This is a genomic window from Endozoicomonas acroporae, assembly GCF_002864045.1.
Taxonomy (GTDB): domain Bacteria; phylum Pseudomonadota; class Gammaproteobacteria; order Pseudomonadales; family Endozoicomonadaceae; genus Endozoicomonas; species Endozoicomonas acroporae.
The window spans coordinates 1-18630 of the sequence record NZ_PJPV01000024.1 but is presented as its reverse complement, the minus strand read 5'-3'; the positions used below and the strand labels follow the sequence as shown (position 1 = coordinate 18630).

Genomic DNA, 18630 nt, shown 5'->3' with positions numbered 1-18630 from the left:
GGGATTAAAAACCTTCTACGGCAATTTCAATTTTGTCTTCGGGTTTGGCGGAGGCCAGGGCGGTTAACTGATTGGTTAACCATGTTTTGTATTGGCTCACGGTCATCACACGCCCGGAAAGGTCCAGCGTGATTTTTCTCGGCATGGCGGGGGCGACTGGGATTACCGTGGTACCTGTTCCGGTAGTGCCTTCTTCTTCGCTACCACCGATAACAGGAGGTTTAGGTTCATCTTTGATAAAGCTGCTTGAGATGACTAACAGCTCAGTCTCTTTCAGCGGTGCCTGAGCGGTGTAGTTGAGCATGTCAGACAGGGAGAAGTCGCAATTTGCACAAGTAATGCTGTAATCCAGCACCGGCTCATTGACTATCCGCTTGGTAGTATAAGTTTGCAGGGTCTCCAGCTTTTGCAGATTGAGCTTGTTTGGCTCTGTCGGATAGTTCGCCTTTAACTCCCGCAGGGCTTTATCAATTTTGCCATTGAGTTGCTGGTATTGCTGGCTCATGGTCGCAGCCGCACTTTTTACCAGCTTGAAGTAACCGTCTTTAACGGTTTGTACTTCGTCTTGCAGTTTGCCAAAGTTTTTGACCATATCCGCTTTGAATAACCGGTCAAACTCTTCATGGGCCTCTGCAATGGTGGTGTCTTTGCGGTCTGCCTTATTCAGTTCACTGCGCACATCCTCAATAAACCGTTTGAACGCTTCCACCTTGCGGAAGTTTTTCTTGATAAAGCCCTGGGCTTTTAAAATGGCCTGAATGGCATTGGAGAAGTCATCGCTGTTGTTGAGCAGGTACTCCACTTTTTCGATGTAATTGCTGTCGATGGTTTTGCCGGTAAAGGGTTGCAACACCGATTTCAGTTCGGCCACTGTCGGGAACAGGTTCTCAAACTGATCAACGCTATTATTGAGTGTGCCAATGGCATCAATAAAGTGTTGCGCCATTTGCTGGATGCTGTCGGCCAGATCAAAGTCGTTGGTATTCCAGTCAACTTTTCGACCGATATGGTCAGCGACTTCCAGGTTCATCAGTATCTGAACGGCATTGTCCTTCTGGCTGGAAGTTAATGCCGCAGTAATGGATTTAAAGGAGGCCGACTTGAACTTGGTGGCATTGGTAAAGGCGTTATGTACCTCTTTCTGATCATGGGAGAAATAAGGATCATTGCCACCATGTTTCACTGCCAGACGGCCTGCCCGCAACAGTACCGCTAGTGTGACGACAATGGTACCGTACTGATAACCCCAGGGCTTGCCGTTTAACTCCGACTCCAGGGATTTACCATCCACATAGCGGGATTTAATTTTTTCGTTGATCTCTTCGACGATGCGCAGATGATCGCCAATAAAGTTGCCGTGACCATCAAAGAATTTGAAATCAGCAGCACTGAACAGCTTGCTGAGGCTTTCCTTATCGGCGCTGAAAATTTTGGGCACCAGGGCATCATTTAGCTGGCTGGATACCCGTTTGGTGTAGAGGTTTTTGACCATTTTGCGCTGGTTGTCTGCGATGCTGCCTTTAAAGCTGTTTTCATCCAGCAGGTGGTCATCAAACAGGTAAACCAGAGTGGCGTTTTGATAGGCGCTCTGAATCAGGTCCTGCAGGGTGTTTTGCTTATCCTTCCGAATGGTTTCAAATTCCCGGATGATCTGGCGTTTGGCCTGATCTTTTTCGGAAGCGTACTTCACTTCCATGTAACCAAAGCGCATGATGTCGCCGAGCAGTTTGTCTATGTCGGCGAACTTTGTGGTGTCGGGAATCAGGGTGATTTGGCCTTTCTCATACTGGGTATCCAGTTTGATCTGCTCAATAAAATCCTGACGGTCTTCATTGATGTTAAACAGGCTGTAGGCAACCAGTTTCAGATGTTTACTGCCTGCGGAACCGGTTAATTCATCATCCTGATCGGAAGTGATACTGAACTTGAAGCTGTCACCGGCATCGCTGTAGGACGCAACGCTGTTGAATATTTTGTAATCCTTGATGTACTTGACCAGCTCACGCTTTTTAGTAAACAGCTCAACATCAAAATCTTTCATCTCCTCCAGCATTTTGCCTTCAAGATCGGAGGTGATTTTGTAGTTGTGGTTGGAGAGCAGCAGTACTTTGGCCTCAACCAGCAGGGTTAAAGCGGCTTCGATATTGGGTTTTACCCCATAGTAACTGGCAATATCGGTAATGTAGCTTTTGGTAATGTTTTCTACCGTGGGGGAGACCACTTCTGAATCCGCCAGCAGGTGAATGGTTTTCAGCAGCTTTTCGCCATCGATGGAGCTGTCGTTCTCTTTGAGAACTTTACGGGCACTGTCGTATTTATTAACCAAGTCAACCGGTGGTGCTGTCTGCGCCTCGGTGCAAATGGCAAAGCCTGGTGTAAAGTTGTACAGCGCCTGCTCACGCATCTGTTTACGCAGCACATCGAAGGTGGTGATGATCATCCCACGGGCGGCAATCTGGGTGGCGACCAGCGCATTGGAGCTGAACAGGAATTTCTGCAGAATATCAAACTGATATTTATGGAATGGGTAGTAGGTAGCAAATTCTTCCGCTGAAGTGGTTTTGGTCGGGAAACCAGACTTCAGGTTGGTGCTGTCAGTGATGGCCGCTTCGTTTTTGCTGTAATAATCCAGCAGATCATTGTGCGCCGACCCGGTTTTTTCCAATAGACGGGTGCGGATAATCACATCGACATCGGTGGATTCCAGATGGATTTTGGTTTTAAAGCGGTCGGTAACTTTGGTTAACTGGCTGCGGTTGACGTTGGCGTTGTTAATAACATCATCCAGTTTTTCCTGGGCAATGGCGATGGTCCAGACTTTGCTGTTAATGCTGGATAAAGATTCACTGATGCCTTCCAGGTCCAGCAAGGTGAACTTCTGCTGTTTGATGGCTTCGCTGGCTTCGTCGAAGACAAATACCAGGGTTTCATCGGTGTTTTTCGCGAGGTATTTTTCCAGCTCCGCTTTTAATGTTGTGGCATCAAAATTTTCGATATTAGCGCTGTAAACGTTTCTGGTGTCTTCGTAGTCTTTTTCGCTATGGCCCATTTCAATAAAGGCCTTACGCATCGCTCTGGCAACCAGCCGGTTGTTCTTTTTCAGGTCATCCCACTCTGTGGATTCGATGCGTTCTACAACCGTTTTGAATTCGTCGTAGTTACCTTCAAGAAGAAGATCGAACTCCATGTAACCGTATATATCATTACGCAGACCCAGATGCTTCAAGAAATTGGCAAACAAAGTAAAGGCCAGACCTTTCTCAGTGTTCTGCTTGGCAACATCCAGAGAGATAACGCGGCTGTTAATACTATCAAGTTTGCGGATGGTGCTTTCCAGCAGGGCTTCATTGTTAACACCCTGAATACGGGAAATAAATCGATCTCTGGCCGGTGTGCCTGCAATCGTCGGGTTGCCGATGATATGGCAGAGCATTTTACCAAAATAAGACTTACCGGAACCGTAAAAACCCGATAGCCAGACACCGGTTTCTTTGATGTTCGAGGTGAACTGACCCAGAAACTCATCCAGATGTTCACTAATGCCTTCCGTAACGATGTACGATTCGATTTCCTGTTTGATTTCGATTTCAGAACGATCTTCAAGGTCAATTACGTTTTTAATGTCTTCTTGCAGGTCGATCTTCAGAATATCTTGAATGGCTGTCATAACTTATCCCTGATTAATTGGCCCTTAGTTCACTAATACACAGCGATATTGGGAGGCGGGTTTGAAGTTCAGAAACTGGAGGTTTTCACCGGTGATGGTGGAGGGGTAAAAAATAACTAGCGGTTGCTTAAGACTCATTACATCCCTGTGTTCCATGATATTGACGTTTTCTATACCAGTCCCGTACAGACAGCCGCTGCGAATAAGAAACGGGATTTTTCCACGGGAGCTGGTCTCTTTTATCGCGTCGATAATCAGATCAAACAGATCCGGGGTTTCATCATCGGATTTGAAAACCAGGTACGGGGTGTTGGCAAAATCGTTGTAGTACTCAGCAAACGATGACCAGTCGTCTTCATCAATAAATTGAACCAGTAACCGGCTAATATCGATAAACTCTGTCGTTTCTCCATAAACTTCCCGAGCCTGCCGGATATACAGCATTTCATCCGCAGGAGGGTAAGAGAACAGAATACTGTTTCCACCATTGGCTTTGCGGCGGAGTTGATCCTGGTGGGCAAGATGATGGTTCAGATCAGTAAACTTCTGCTTATGATCAGCGGTATAAGACATCGCATATTTCCTTATAGCTGTGTGTTAACTCAACGTTTAATTCCACCCCGTTGAAACTCATATGAAAAAAGCCCTGTATGGAGAGCTTTTTTAACCGGCTTTGAATATCTTCAGCTGTGATAAAACAGGTGGGCAGCAGACGGCTTTTCAGAATGTTGGCCACTGTGGGTTGGTACAATCTGGCGAAATAGAGAAATAGGGTCAGTGCCTCGGATGAGGGGCGAATTTGGTTAAAGGTTTTGGTTCGGCCTGAGGTGACAAAATCAAACTTGGTCATCAAGCTCAGGTACTTGGTGGCAACCCGGTAAAGGGTATCTTCAGACCAGCTGGGTTTTGAGGGATCGTTTTTATCGGAAATATCTTTAACGAAGGCAATAATGTCTTCCTGGGATATTTGCGCACGCCCTGAGAAATAGGTTTTTACAAATACCCGGGTGGTGATCTCTCTAAACAGTCGGTTATTCAGGCAAAGATGCCAGAAAAAGGCGAACTTTCTGTCCTGATCGGGGATATGTTCCTGGAATACGCTGCTGGCTAATGCTTCGTGGTCTGCGTTGATGAAGTGTAAAACCGTTTTCTGGATGGCCCAGTTGACCTTTGACCGGGTTTTGATGGTGCGGATATCGAACTCATTCCCATCGGTAATCCGGAATTCTGTAGAGTCAGGCTGGGCAAAATGTGCATTAACGATTTTAAAGATTTGCCGGTAATCCTTCAGTCCTGCTATATCTTTGATCGTGGTGTTGTAGACATTGCTTGGCAGCTCGTCTGGTTGGAGGGACTCAGTGTTTGCCAATCTTTATCCTCTCAGATTCGGTGAACGCTGTTCGACGTATTTTGTCCAGGGGCTATTTCCTCTCGAGATTTCTAAGTTTCAGAGACGCTACCGCCCGTGGTTTTTACCATTGTCTTTTATTGACGCCGGGGAGCATGGGACCAGATAGCTCAGAGGAGGATTTTGAGGTAACTGGTTATTGTACGCTTGTGAGGTGATTGGTGGTAGTCGTGTATTTTCGAAGAGGTAACCAAATAAATCACTTTTTGGTCTGCACGCAGGTAAAGCTTGGAAAAAGAGTCCAAAAATCCTGGATTTTTCCGGATCATATGCTGTCACGAACGGTTTTTACCATTCGTTCGTGCAACAATATCCCGATGAATGCGAAAAACGTCCTATAAACTCGTGAAAACAGTTCCTACGCCAACGCCTCCTGAAGAACCTGCAGGTCAGGCTCTGCAAATGGCAACGCCAACGCTTTCTGCTGGGCCTGCTCAGACATTTTCTTCCAGGTTTTCTGCACAATGGCGATCACTTTGTCCCTGGGGTGTTTGGCGGCAAAGGCCGAAAAGTCCCGGGTCAAAAAGACCAGGCAGGCACAGTCTTCCAGCGTCTGGGTGTCGGCATTTCGCTTGATGCCCTGCTTGCGGATAATCGCGGACGCTTGTGCACAGCTTGTTTCTGAATAACCGTTTCTGGCCATGATTTCACCGGCTTTTCGGGCGTGCAGTTTGCCCAGTTCGGTGCGCCACTTCAGGTAGCCGGTGCGTCCTTCAGGGTATTCTGACCGGGGGATTTCCCAGCGGCAGAGGTGCTGACTGCGAACGGCGATCTGCAACTCTTCAGATGCATCCGGAGCCAGCTGTTGTAACCAGTGGGTCATTTGCCGGGCGTAGTTTAATTCTGCCGGGGTATCATCAATGACGCTTGGGTCCATCTGGTGAAGCTGGTCAATGGTGGCCAATGTTTCTGCAAGCCTGGTCATAAACTGCGATCTCATTTTAAAAATAGTTATGCCGCACTTTTTACTTGATTTGCCAGTGGATTTCGACTGGTATTTGTGATTCTACTCAACTGGATAGTCGGGTTAAAAAGGATGAGTAAAGAAAAGCCCCCAAGGGTTGCCATGGTGGTTGGTGCGACCGGTGCCACCGGGCAGGTGTTGATGCAATACCTGCTGGAGCGAAGCCACTACTCCGAGGTCGTTGTTCTGCACTACCGAACTACACAATGGGCGGGTCATGCCAAAGTCAGGGAGGTGGTGCTGAGCCTGGATCAGTTACAGGATCTGGATTTAACCGTTGACGTCTTGTTCTGTTGTCTTGGTACCACCATAAAAAAGGCTGGCTCAAGGTCAGCCTTTGCCAAAGTTGATCGTGACTATGTTCTGGCACTTGGTCAGTGGGCAGTGGACCATGGACAGCCGTCGTTTCATCTGATCAGTGCTTACGGGGCAGATAAGGGGGCGCTGGCCTTTTATATGAAGGTGAAAGGTGAGGCGGAAAGTGGGCTGAAAGCACTGGGGCTTCGCTCTCTGGCTATTTACCAGCCGTCATTGCTGCATGGCAGGCGTGATGAGTTTCGGCTGATGGAGTCTGTTGGATTTTATCTGCTGTCGCTGTTAGGCAGCCTGCCGGTTTCCGGTTTGAAAGTACTTCGTCCCACCCGGATTACAGCACTGGCAACCTTGATGTACCAGCAGTCATTACTGGATGTGTCCGGTTTGCAGGTGTTCCGCCCTTCTGATATTGCTGTCTGTGAATAAGTAGTTAACCAAATGAAATCATATATTTCTGACTAAGTTGTCAATCACTCTGCGGCGTTGCAACTCCGGTCACATAGCTACTGCTATGCTCCCTACGTTGCGCCTTGCATAGTAACTGCCCACTTAGCCAGAAATATACGATTCCATTTGGCCAACTACTTAATAGCGAGGCTGCATTGCACACACCGGTGGTATTACCTGAAGACTATTACCTGACCAATTTTCAGCGGCTGCTTGGTTTTGTTGAGCAGCAGTATGCTGATTTATTGAGTAGCCGCGAAACCGGTTTTCTCAACACCTTCCGACGGCTGGAGGAGGATGCACAGAAACTCTATGTGCGGCTGGTGGGGCGCAAAGGCCCGATGTTTCGGCGGGATAAACTCAACTATCCGGAAATTGCCGCCATTGAATTGGCGGTTAATGAATTGGTTGGTGCGGGTCTTATGCAGGTTAACCCGCCGCTGGATCTGGTTGCGGTGTCCGATCTTATGACCAAAAGTGAGTTACTGTGCTGTTTTCCTGACCAGCTTGGCCCTTACCGAAGCGAACGTAAGCAATCTTTGGTAAACCGGTTGGTGGATAGCGGTAACCCATGCCCTGATCTGCCATTTACCATTCTTCAACCGCTGTACCGGGAAGAGCTGAGAACCTTATTGTTTCTGTTCTTTGGTAACCTCAGTCAGGATTTGACGGAGTTTGTACTTCAGGACCTGGGTTTGAATCGCTTTGAAAGCTATCCGCTAAACTCGCGGTTATTTGACCGCCGGGAGGAGCTGGAGCAGGGGTTGAGCCTGTCACTGCTCTGGCAGGCAGTTGCCCGAGACAATAAGAAACTTGACCTTGATGAGTTGCAGGCCCTGGCCGCTAAATTACCACCGTCGTCTGATTTCAGCCATCCGACCCTTAAGCGACGGTATGCCCGGCTGGTGAATGCCATTGCCCGTGACCTGGAAAGGCAAGGTGCTTTGCGGGAGGCCGTCGCCAGTTTTCAGCAGTCGTATTTGCCTCCGTCCCGGGAACGGCGAACTCGCATTTTGGCCAGACTCAATGATACGGCTGGCGCTTTGGCACTGTGTGAAGAGATAGAGGCTTCACCGGCCAGCAGCCTGGAGCTGGCTTTTGCCCATCGGTTTGCCAAAACCCTGAAGGGCGAGAAGCGCAGGCGGCAAACCACACCGTTTAACGAACGGACTCTTGAGCTGAATGACAATGGTCAGCGGGTTGAATTTCAGGTGCAGGCGCATTTCAAAGATCAGGGTTGGCAGGTGTTTTATGTGGAAAATGCCCTGATCAATGGGCTTGCTGGCCTGTGGTTCTGGGATATTATCTTTGCCGACCGGGAGGGGGCGTTCTTCCATCCGTTTCAGAGTGGACCAGCAGACCTGATGACCCCGGATTTTTATCGGAGCTGCAAGGATTCGATTCATCACCGGCTGGCAGAAATGTCTGAAGGCAATCTTCTGGATACTCTGCTGGCAACCTATAACGGGAAGCAGGGGATCAGCAACCGTCTGGTCATCTGGCCAGCGCTTAGCCCGGAGCTGATTACCCTGGCCGTATCGTTGATACCGATGGCACAACTGCGAGCTATGTTTCAACGACTGATGTTTGATATTGCCCACAACCGAACCGGGTTTCCGGACCTGATCCTGTTTGATCCGGAAAATAGCCGGTATCAGTGGCTGGAGGTTAAGGGGCCGGGAGACAGGCTGCAGGAAAATCAGAAATTGTGGTTAGCCTTTTTTCAGGAAAACGGAATTCCAGCGGAGGTGGTCTATGTCAGATGGGCTGAGGCCTGATTTATGGGCAGGTGAAGCCCACAAATGCAGGTGCAAGTTTTGCATGCGAGATTGAATTATTCTTCTTTTATGATAATCACTTTATTGTTTTCATCCGTCAGTGTCAGATCTTTCATAAATAACACCATGGGTGAACGGTGATCCAGCTCCAGGGTTATCCGGCAATTGTCTGAGCAGTTACCGGCAGGGATTTCAAAGGTATCGGTTGCGGGGCTGTTCCAGGCGTGTCCATGTACTTCATGGCCATAGGCAATGGGCTGACCGTTAAAGTAAATATTGACGATGGTATCTGCTCCCCAGCCAGCCCAGGTGAAGTTGGCAAAGACTTTGTCATGCTCATCCAGTTTCACCGGAAAGCTGACTTTACCGCCCCGGGCAGTCAGCCTCCAGGAGTTATAAGTAAAATTGCAGGCGTATTTGTGATTGTACTCTGGTTGGCCGGTAAACACGCCTGATAACTCATAGGAAATCAATTGATCATTGGCGATAGTGGCGGAGATTTTGCCAAGCTCAGTAGCAAATGCGGAGGACAGGTTGCCAATCATGAGCAGAAATAAAACCCGATACAACTTCATAGGATTCTCCTAACCCGGAAACAGGGTGACAGTCAATAATGATTAAGTTTACTTAGAGCGCACGGCGTTATCAGTGCTAACTAAATGTCCACTAAGCAACAGACCTGGATTTGTCGGTAAAGTTCATCGGAGAAGAAAAAATAATAACTGACTACCCGAACAGGCAGATAGTGATAGTGCTGATCCGGCGGTCAGCTTCATACTCGATTGTAGTTACCATTAGATAGAACGAAACCTCCGGTAAGCCCGGCTATGAACTTTTCACTGTGAAATTAGTCAAAAACTGAAATTCACTTCAGGAAAAGTGGAGATACGATTTGATTAACACCAGCAGTGGGGCACAGCCCAAATACGTTATCCCTGAATCTGCAGCCCCTGCATCAACGTCTTCAGCTGATAATGCCAACTTTAAGGGGCACCAGCTTCAAGCTACACAGTCATCCCGGCGAGTAGAAGCTGCTCTGCAAGGTAAGTGCGCTCTGTGCCTGGAAACTTTCACCAATACTGAAATCAAGCCATTATCCTTGTTGCCATGTTTCCATGTGTACCACTCAGAATGTTATGCTCAAGCATTAAATCAATCCTGTCCTGACTGCAGGGCTCTTGCCAGTCCTTCAAAAATTAAAATTTACCAAAACAGCACATTATTGAGAGAGAATTTGCCACTGGAATGCACTGAAGACCTTTGTCTTGTCGTAGGTGCCAATGCCTCAATCTGCTCCGGCACGCAAGCTCTCTGTCCTTATCCTCTTGCAACTTTCCCATATCAGGAGGCAGAAAACTTTCTGGAAAACAACCATCCCCAAATTATTGAATGGCTCCTTGAGTCATTTGCTCAAAAACACTATACAACCGCTAATGTGCGTTATTACGAAAAATATTGCGGAACAGAATTCGAACACATTCACCATAAACCAGCGATTACGCTTTCTGTGCAGCACAACCCCAACGAGCCCATGAGAGGATTGTACTATTCGTCTGCAGATATTAATAAAGCAAAAACGGCAGAATCTGCTTTCACAAATCTTGTGGAAGACATTCGAACTGATTTATTAATTCTCAGTCTGAGAAACTCACATCCAGCCATTTTTGACTGCAACACAGACCTATACATCTACCGTTATGATTTATGGACATACAACGCTATTTTTATCAATGGCAAAAATAACTCCGTTCCTCTTCGCACCATATTCAATCCATCGACTAAATCTTTTAGCTGGGATAGATTGAAACTGGAGCTGGAAAAACAGGGTTTTGAATATAAGAAGTTATTCGAAACAACGCCTTCTGAAAGATTTTTCGAGCGTAATGAGTTTTCCCGGATGAGATCTTTTCAGAGCCGGGGATTTGATTCTGTTGACGGTTTTCACTCCAACAGCCTGAGGGGAACCGGAGACGCAGAATTTAGCTCGGCCGGCTCTCAACGCCCTGTTAGTGAAAGGGCGTTGGAAATTCCCTCCGGGTATTTTGATACCAATAGTTTCTTATTCTGATCTGAAGAAGCTTAACCGGGTATCACCCGATCACCTCGAATTAACTCCGGTGCGTTAGCAGCAGATAAGCCAAATGGAATTGTATATTTCTGGCTAAGTGGGCAGTTACCATTTAACGAAACCTACTGTAAGTGCGGTCAGGAACTTTTTATTGTGAAAATAGTCAAAAAGATGAAATTAACTTCAGGAAAAATGGAGATACAACTTGATTGACGCCAGCATTGGGACACAGTCTGAATACGTTATCCCTGACCCTACAGCCCATACCTCTGAATCAACGTGTCCAGCTAATAATGCAAACTTTAAGGGGCACCAGCTTCAAGCTACACAGTCATCCCGGCGAGTAGAAACTGCTCTACAAGGTAATTGCGCTCTTTGCCTGCAAACTTTCACCAGTACTGAAATCAAACCATTATCCTTGCTACCATGCTTCCATGTGTACCACTCAGAATGCACTAATAAACTATTAAATTATCAGCAGCCCTGTCCTGAGTGTAAGGGTGTTGTCAGTCCTTCAACGATTAAAGTCTATGATAACAGCACATTATTAAGAGAGAGTTTGCCACTGGAATGCACTGAAAACCTTTGTACAGCCGTAGGAACCAATGCCTCGATCAGCTCCGGCACGAAAGCTCTCTGCCCTTATCCCCTGGTAACTTTCCCACATCAAGAGGCAAAAGACTTTCTGAAGAACAACCATACCCAAATTATTGCATGGCTTATTGAGTCATTTGCCCAAAAACAGTACACAATCGCTGATGTGTTTTATGATGAAAAATGTTGCTACACAGACGAATTCATCCAGCTTCACCCTCAACCAATGATTATCATTTCTGTGAAGTTTAACCCCAACGGGCCCAAGATTGATTTGGGCTATACGTCTGCAGATATTGACAATGCGACAACTCCAGAAGCTGCTTTCACAAATCTTCTGGAAGACATTCGAACTGATTTATTATTTCTCAGCCTGAAAAACACGTATCCAGCTATTTTTGACCAAAAGACAGATCTCTGCATCTTTCATTATGATTTATGGAAACAGAACGCTATTTTTATCAATGACTTAAATAATTCCATTCCTCTTCGCAACGTATTCGACCCATCTACTAAATTTTTTAGCTGGAATAGATTGAAACTGGAGCTGAAAGAAAAGAATCTTGAATATAAGAAATTATTCGACACAACCCCTTCTGAAAAGCTTTTCGAGAGCCGGCCGGTTGATTCTTTTGACGGCTTTTACTCCAATAGCCGGAGTGAAACTATAGACTTAGAATGTTACTCCAGCTCTCAACGCCCTGTTAGTGACAGCACGTTAGACATTCCCTCTGGGCAGTTTGATACCGATAGGTTCTTATTCTGATCTGAAGAAGCTTACCCCTCTATTTTCAATGGTTTTCGGATGGAACCACGAAGAACACAAATATTCATGACGATGGTTTGTCACCCTCTGTCATGAAAGCTTTAGCCACAGAGTCACGGAGACACAGAGGAAAAGCGTTTTTCTGTTCTCCGTGTCTCTGTGCCTCCGTGGCAATTTTCTTTCACGGCAAAGAGCACGAAGGAAAAGAAAATCTCTTCTTTGTGCTCTTCGTGACCTTCGTGGTTCGATCTCTAACTTACCCAAGCGGGGAGTAGGCGCTTAATGTCTACCCTAAGATCAACGCTTAGCTGCGCTGGATGATCGGGTGCATCAGTAGCAGATATCGTCAGGCATCAATACGTTTGTACTTAATACGGTGCGGACCAGCCGCTTCTGCACCCAGGCGGTCGAGGCGGTCAGCTTCGTACTCGGTGTAGTTACCTTCAAAGAAGGTCACTTTGGAGTCGCCTTCGTAGGCCAGAATATGAGTAGCAACACGGTCCAGGAACCAGCGGTCGTGGGAAATCACCATGGCACAGCCGGGGAATGCCAGCAGGGCTTCTTCCAGGGCACGCAGGGTCTCAACGTCCAGGTCGTTGGAAGGTTCGTCCAGCAGCAGTACATTACCACCGTCTTTTAATGTGGCTGCCAGCTGGAGACGGCCCCGCTCTCCACCGGAGAGTTCACCGACACGCTTCTGCTGATCGCCACCCTTGAAGTTGAAGCGGCCAATATAAGCACGGGATGGCACTTCATAGTTGTTGATGCGTAGAATGTCCTGGCCATCGGAAATGGCTTCCCAGACGGTTTTGCTGTCATCCAGCTCATCACGAAGCTGCTGAACGTTGGAGATTTTAACGGTGTCTCCCAGCTCAACGGTTCCGGAATCCGGCTGCTCCTGCCCGGTGATCATTTTGAACAGGGTGGATTTACCGGCACCGTTACCGCCGATAATGCCGACAATGGCCCCTTTGGGAATGCTGAAGCTCAGGTCATCAATCAGCAGGCGGTCACCGAACCCTTTGCTCAGGTTGTTGACTTCAATCACCTTGTCACCCAGGCGTGGACCGGGTGGAATGTAGATTTCATTGGTTTCGTTACGGTTCTGGAAGTCTTGGGACTGCATCTCTTCAAAGCGGGCCAGACGGGCTTTGGATTTGGACTGACGGCCCTTGGCATTGGAGCGAACCCACTCAAGTTCGTGCTCCATGGCTTTGCGGCGGGCATCCTGTTGTTTCTGTTCCTGTTCCAGACGTTGCTCTTTCTGTTCCAGCCAGGCGCTGTAGTTGCCCTGGTAAGGAATACCTTCACCACGGTCCAGTTCCAGAATCCAGCCAGCTGCATTGTCCAGGAAGTAACGGTCGTGGGTGATGGCAACCACGGTTCCGGGGTATTCAACCAGGAAGCGTTCCAGCCAGGCCACGGATTCTGCATCCAGATGGTTGGTGGGTTCGTCCAGCAGCAGCATTTCCGGGCTGGAGAGCAACAGGCGGCAGAGAGCCACACGGCGACGCTCCCCACCGGAGAGGTGGTCAATTTTGGCATCCCACTCAGGCAGACGCAGGGCATCTGCTGCCACTTCCAGCTTGCGCTCCAGATTGTGGGCATCGGCGGCCTGAATAATGTTTTCCAGACGAGCCTGTTCCGTCGCCAGGGCATCAAAGTCGGCATCCGGATCAGCGTAGGCGGCATAAACTTCATCCAGACGTTGCTGAGCGGCCTTGACTTCACCTAGTGCTTCTTCAACCACTTCGCGGACGGTTTTGGCTGTATCCAGCTCAGGCTCCTGAGGTAGATAGCCGACGTTCAGGTTGGGCTGAGGGCGGGCTTCACCATCAAACTCTTTATCCACACCGGCCATAATCCGCAGCAGAGTGGACTTGCCCGCACCGTTCAGGCCCAGAACACCAATTTTGGCACCCGGGAAAAAGGAGAGAGAAATATCTTTTAAGATCTGACGTTTCGGGGGAACGATTTTGCTCACCCGATTCATGGTGTAAACGAACTGAGACATCATGTTTATCCGTGATAAATTGACCTGAATAATACAATACAACCAAGAATGGTAAAACAATGTTGGAGTTGTAAATTCATTCCCGGTGTTTGAATTCTCAATGGTGTAACTACACCTGTCGGTGTCAGCAGCACCGAATATGGTGCCTGGTAAAGTTATGCGGAGAATCAAAGGAAGATCTTTAACCAGGCTGTTTGAGAGTGTTCGGGATTTGAAGAAGCGGTACTGGGAGGCACTTCTGTGATTACAGACATTTTATCCCTGCTCTGAAAAATTCCTCTGGACCCACTTCATGAAAATGGTGGAAAACACCGTTGAAATCAGCATGGAACTTTTTCATAACTGTCAATGTCCAAAATACTAGTAAGTTTCAATCATCATACCAACTTCCATAGGTTGGCCATTTAAATTTTCAATGAGGATTTGGTTATGTTAACGGGACCATCTGCAGATATTACTTCACAATATAATATCGACCTGCGCAAAAAATTGAACACTGATAACACTGATATTGGGCAAATGGAAGGCAATTTTAAGGGCCGACTTATTATCAGCCATAAAGGCTGTTATGAGAAAAATTTAGTGCGTCAGGTATACCTGGACACAAAAGACTTAAGAAGTTTTAATGAAACTCATGGCCCAAAGGAAATGTTTTTCAACCCAATCCCACGTAATGGCCTTTCCCCTGATCATTGCCAATATATGGAGCTGTTCGGGGGTACGGTTGATATGGGACGTACATTAAAAGCACCCATTGTCAAATTTGACAAATCTTGTAAATTAGCTGACGAAGTTGAGGTGAGAACCAGGCTAGCTGAAAATAATGTCACTGAATCAATGGCTAATTTCGTTTGCTCCAACCTGGAAAAAATGGCAGCTTTAGGCAATTGGTCCGGTCAGTCAGTTCCTATGAATGCCAGAATAGTAAGATACACGCTCAATTCAGACTACCCTGAAATAGTGAATATTCCATGGAGTCCTGTCTGGGCCCCTTTATCCATGACAGCAGTCATTTCACCATGCGAGCAGAAGGACGGTAAATACTCCGGTGGAGATCTGCTCTTTGCCGAAAAAGCACCAGAAGCCGATAAAGCACCAAAAACATTTTTTTCGAAGTTTTTTTCTACAGTAAAACATATTCCTGAAACAAAACATCTTCCTGAAACTGTTAAACAATATCCCTATCCAGAAAACGGCTGTCTTATTACAGAAAACGTCTCTTCAATAGCCACAGCTAGTGACATAAAATCTAGTGGGAAATCATGTCAACGCATCGTATTTATCTTGTCCGCATACCCGGATAAACAACAATTTTTGTCCTTTATGAAAGAAAATTCAGGCCAAAATCTAGTGTCAAAAGATAGCCCGGATATTTCATAAGCGTGCTCCCACGCTCCCTTGTCCTTTGATGCTCTGGGAGGCTGTCTGAGAATAGCGCCCGTCCAGGAGCCTGTCGGACTTAAGACTGTCCTACGCGGCAACTGCTCCTGCGTTGCTTTGGCTCCTGCATCCATGCAGTCGTGCGGTTGCAATAAATTGGTCTGAAAATCAAAAAGAATAATAGCGATATTTTTTGAACTTAAAGCTGTTTTTATGGTCAGAAAAAATGGAATACCAATAAAACCATGAAGGATAAATCAATGTTTCTATCTGGATTCGGGTTTGACCAAACACCGACTAGGGGTTCATTTTACTCAAGAGAGAGACAATCTGGTCCAACAGAAAGTACCCCTTCCCCGGCAAAAAAAATGCGACTCGATCAGGTTGAAAGGAATGTAGCAATTAATAATAGCACCCTGCCTTCCGTTATTTCCCTGCCACCCAGCTGCAACCATTGCCTTGGTGATATGGAAACTGTACTTGGTTATTCAATGGTTCTTTTACGCGCCAGAACTACCGAGTTACTGCCCGGGGAAGATTATTCAGGAATGACAAACCAACTGTTAACTCTCAGAAAAATGGTTGACGAACAAATTCAACGTTTAAATCAGGGTGCCGGGATCACGGTTGTTAATGGTCAAGAGGTGGTGTATTTCCCGGACTCTCCTGTTTCAGAAAGGGCAATGACGCCAACATCCCCGGGCACTGATCTCCCTCCCCCGTGCATAAGGTCAACAGAAGGTGTTGTGCATGGTACCGGTGTCATTGCTAACCAAAACTTTAAAGCGGAAGAGGTAATATGCCCTTACGATGGGCCATTGGTGTTCAGAACCCTTAATCAGAAAAATGGCAAATATTTTGTCTTTACCATCAAGGACCCGGGCGATGATGACACTGCGGGTGTTAATATCCTGGAAAACGACACTTATGTTGCATGGTCGAACGTTATTATTACCCAAGCTGGCGTACCTGTCATTGAGCTTGGCCGTGACTGTGAACATGATATCCGATTCCTGAATCACTCCAAGCAACCCAATGTAATGATCAGCTGTACAAATGTGGACTCGTTAGCGTGGGGGGACCGGGAAACTCTTAAGCTGAAGGTTGTAGCCCTGAGAGATATTAAGAAGGGAGAAGAGCTGGTATTTGATTATGATACAAACCAGAAAGACTCTGAAATAGACTTCAGTATCTCGTCGGTAGATAATAAGGCAAACAAACAGCAAAGAAAACAAATAATCCAGAGAGTTAAAAAGCTGAACGAAAAATGTCTAAAGGGTGGGAGGAAAAGGTCGGCAAAAACAAAGGAAAAAGAAGTTGATCTGCCAGAATCACTTGATATTGAAATTGGCAATATCATGGATAAAATTCATGGTATTCGTGATAAATCACATCATCCAGTAAGACTTAATCAACTGGAAGCAGGCCTGGAACCCAATCATAAAAAACTACTGAATATAATTTTATCTAATAACCCGTCAATTTTGGAAGATATTGCTTCTTATTTATCTTCATTAAAAACTGAACTAAGCAAAGATATGGATAAGTTAACAATGAAAAATATTAATGATCTACAACAGTTTTTAATGGATTCAATGTTTAACGGTAAACAAACCTGGATGAGTATTGATGAATTAAAAGAATATCTCGCTTCCTTTAAGTAACATGAAATTGGTTAGGTGCTATCAATAAAATGTTGCCGATAGCAGGCATTTAGCCTGCTATCGTTTTTTGATGAATTTTCCTGACGGCATTACGAATGGCTATTGCACTCTTTTGCCCGGGTTTTTCTACTGTTGATAGCGTAAAGTCAATCTCTGACTCTGGTAGGTCAGGATCGTAATCGAATAGCAGTTCTTCTTCGGGGGCAATGTCTTTCAGGGCAGTAACCCTTAACAGAATCTGATCGCATTGATTAACTGGAAATCTACTCAATACCCGGGGTGTGATGATTTTTACATTGGCATTTTTGGAGTGGTTCAGATATCGAATGGGGCCGACAGCATCACGGCCAATCTCAATGCCGGGCGTTCCGGAATACTTGAGAAAAATGCCAGACCAGGCAGCAAAAGTATCTTTCTCCATAAATCGGGGAACAGGCCCTTTTTTACCCTGTTCCAGTTTGAATACATTGAATTTTTGTTGCTGGCCCGACTGTCGGCTTCTTATTCGGTATATCAGTGGGCCGTGATACAGAGAGATGAATTGACCTTTTTTGAACCGCTTTTTCGCCACAACGCCGGTACCGTGGACGACACCTTGAGTACTGGCCTGGATCCGCGCCCTGAGTTTGTGGCGATGACCGTGGTCAGAACCGTGGGCGGCCCCGACTTCATGGGCAAGCAACGAGACAGGTGACTCCGGGGGAGTAAATGCAGTCACCTGCGTGTTTTCTGTGTCTTGTAACCGAAGTAAGGCGAGATTGGTCATGTCTCTCAGCTTTCGTATTCTGGTAATCGTCTCTTTATTTTGAAATAACGTGAGTTCTGTCGGATTGACAGTAGTAATTGATCTGATGCTTCGGATGGTTTGTAAATCATCCAGAATCTCATCACGCATAAAATTTCCGTGAGGAGGCTTTCTGGTAACTGTCCGGTTGAACCAGTGCTCTTGGGCTTCGGAATCAATGCCAAAACGTTGAAGTACAGGGGGTTCAACGGGTGGTTCAGTCCTGTTGGGTGAACAGATGGCTGGTATCATGTTGTGACGTGTTTTTTGTAGAGTTGGATCTATTCGACCGAGAAGTTAATTGCTGGTTCAAAATGTTTGTCAGCATTTTTTATTATTTCGCTGGATTATCTGTCAGGGGGGGTAACGTTGTTGCTCACACACAGTTCCGGGAGCGGGGCGAATGCACGGCGTATGAGCCATTCCTGAGTCAAAAATCCTTTGGGCCTGTCTTTGCGTAAAAGGGGCGTTAAACAGGGTATTCATCGTGGACATTGAGTGGTTTTTACTGCCGATTTCCTGCGGGCTGTATTAGAATAGTGTTTCACCACCAATATCCAGGCATTTCACAGCCTCTTGGAGCCTGTCGGACTTAAGCGTCCGTAGCGAGGATTGCGAGAAATTGAGGATAAAAATTTCTGCTTCTGAGGAGAATAGCGGGGCTATTTGACGAAGAAGCAGGAATTTTTAGACCAATTTATCGCAACCGCACGACTGCATGGATGCAGAAGCTAGGGCAACGCAGGAGCAGTTGCCGCGTAGGAAAGTCTTAAGTCCGACA

General features: G+C 46.6%; 13 protein-coding genes and 1 pseudogene. 7 read left to right on the top strand and 7 right to left on the bottom strand.

All coding sequences use genetic code 11. The annotated features are described in order from the left end of the window. Positions 1–4 precede the first annotated feature (4 nt). From brxC to CX664_RS04265, 4 genes are all read right to left on the bottom strand, one after another. Complete coding sequence (gene brxC / locus CX664_RS04280) at positions 5–3667, bottom strand: BREX system P-loop protein BrxC (protein WP_101745536.1); 3663 nt, start codon at positions 3665–3667, stop codon at positions 5–7. Between the two features lie 24 nt (positions 3668–3691). Next, positions 3692–4240, bottom strand: a complete 549-nt coding sequence (locus tag CX664_RS04275) for a hypothetical protein (protein ID WP_101745535.1) — start codon at positions 4238–4240, stop codon at positions 3692–3694. Continuing rightward, a complete protein-coding gene (locus CX664_RS04270; protein ID WP_244910622.1) occupies positions 4224–5036 on the bottom strand; it encodes a BrxA family protein in 813 nt (270 codons plus the stop codon). Before CX664_RS04270 ends, CX664_RS04275 begins: the two co-directional genes overlap by 17 nt. 397 nt (positions 5037–5433) lie before the next feature. Beyond that, positions 5434–6000 (bottom strand): DUF4202 domain-containing protein, encoded by a 567-nt coding sequence (locus CX664_RS04265; RefSeq protein ID WP_101745534.1) that lies wholly within the window; start codon positions 5998–6000, stop codon positions 5434–5436. A gap of 111 nt (positions 6001–6111) precedes the next feature. On the opposite strand from CX664_RS04265, the gene CX664_RS04260 reads away from it, so the two are divergent. Next, positions 6112–6780: a Rossmann-fold NAD(P)-binding domain-containing protein gene (locus CX664_RS04260; RefSeq protein WP_101745533.1), complete on the top strand. Its 669-nt coding sequence runs from the start codon at positions 6112–6114 to the stop codon at positions 6778–6780. Between the two features lie 104 nt (positions 6781–6884). Continuing rightward, positions 6885–8579 carry a VRR-NUC domain-containing protein gene (locus CX664_RS04255; RefSeq protein WP_145999813.1) on the top strand — a complete coding sequence of 565 codons (1695 nt, stop codon included), beginning with the start codon at positions 6885–6887 and terminating at the stop codon, positions 8577–8579. Positions 8580–8635: 56 nt separating this feature from the next. Here CX664_RS04255 and CX664_RS04250 read toward each other — a convergent pair whose 3' ends face one another. After that, positions 8636–9154: a hypothetical protein gene (locus tag CX664_RS04250; protein WP_101745531.1), complete on the bottom strand. Its 519-nt coding sequence runs from the start codon at positions 9152–9154 to the stop codon at positions 8636–8638. A 317-nt stretch (positions 9155–9471) separates the two neighbouring features. Between CX664_RS04250 and CX664_RS04245 the strand changes: the two genes are divergently transcribed. Then, positions 9472–10647 carry an RING finger domain-containing protein gene (locus tag CX664_RS04245; RefSeq protein WP_101745530.1) on the top strand — a complete coding sequence of 392 codons (1176 nt, stop codon included), beginning with the start codon at positions 9472–9474 and terminating at the stop codon, positions 10645–10647. 205 nt (positions 10648–10852) lie between these two features. Then, a complete protein-coding gene (locus CX664_RS04240; protein ID WP_145999812.1) occupies positions 10853–12007 on the top strand; it encodes an RING finger domain-containing protein in 1155 nt (384 codons plus the stop codon). Positions 12008–12353: 346 nt separating this feature from the next. Here CX664_RS04240 and ettA read toward each other — a convergent pair whose 3' ends face one another. Then, positions 12354–14021, bottom strand: a complete 1668-nt coding sequence (gene ettA, locus CX664_RS04235) for an energy-dependent translational throttle protein EttA (RefSeq protein ID WP_101745528.1) — start codon at positions 14019–14021, stop codon at positions 12354–12356. A 109-nt stretch (positions 14022–14130) separates the two neighbouring features. Between ettA and CX664_RS27350 the strand changes: the two are divergent. The 3 genes and pseudogenes from CX664_RS27350 to CX664_RS04225 all read left to right on the top strand — a co-directional run. After that, positions 14131–14250 (top strand): annotated as a pseudogene (locus tag CX664_RS27350) (transposase); the annotation flags it as partial. A gap of 200 nt (positions 14251–14450) precedes the next feature. Next, positions 14451–15401, top strand: a complete 951-nt coding sequence (locus tag CX664_RS04230) for a hypothetical protein (protein ID WP_101745527.1) — start codon at positions 14451–14453, stop codon at positions 15399–15401. 245 nt (positions 15402–15646) lie between these two features. Beyond that, a complete protein-coding gene (locus CX664_RS04225; RefSeq protein ID WP_101745526.1) occupies positions 15647–17065 on the top strand; it encodes an SET domain-containing protein in 1419 nt (472 codons plus the stop codon). A 49-nt stretch (positions 17066–17114) separates the two neighbouring features. Here the strand turns inward: CX664_RS04225 and CX664_RS04220 are convergent, their stop codons facing one another. Then, positions 17115–17960 (bottom strand): SET domain-containing protein, encoded by an 846-nt coding sequence (locus CX664_RS04220; protein ID WP_163371296.1) that lies wholly within the window; start codon positions 17958–17960, stop codon positions 17115–17117. Positions 17961–18630: the final 670 nt, after the last annotated feature.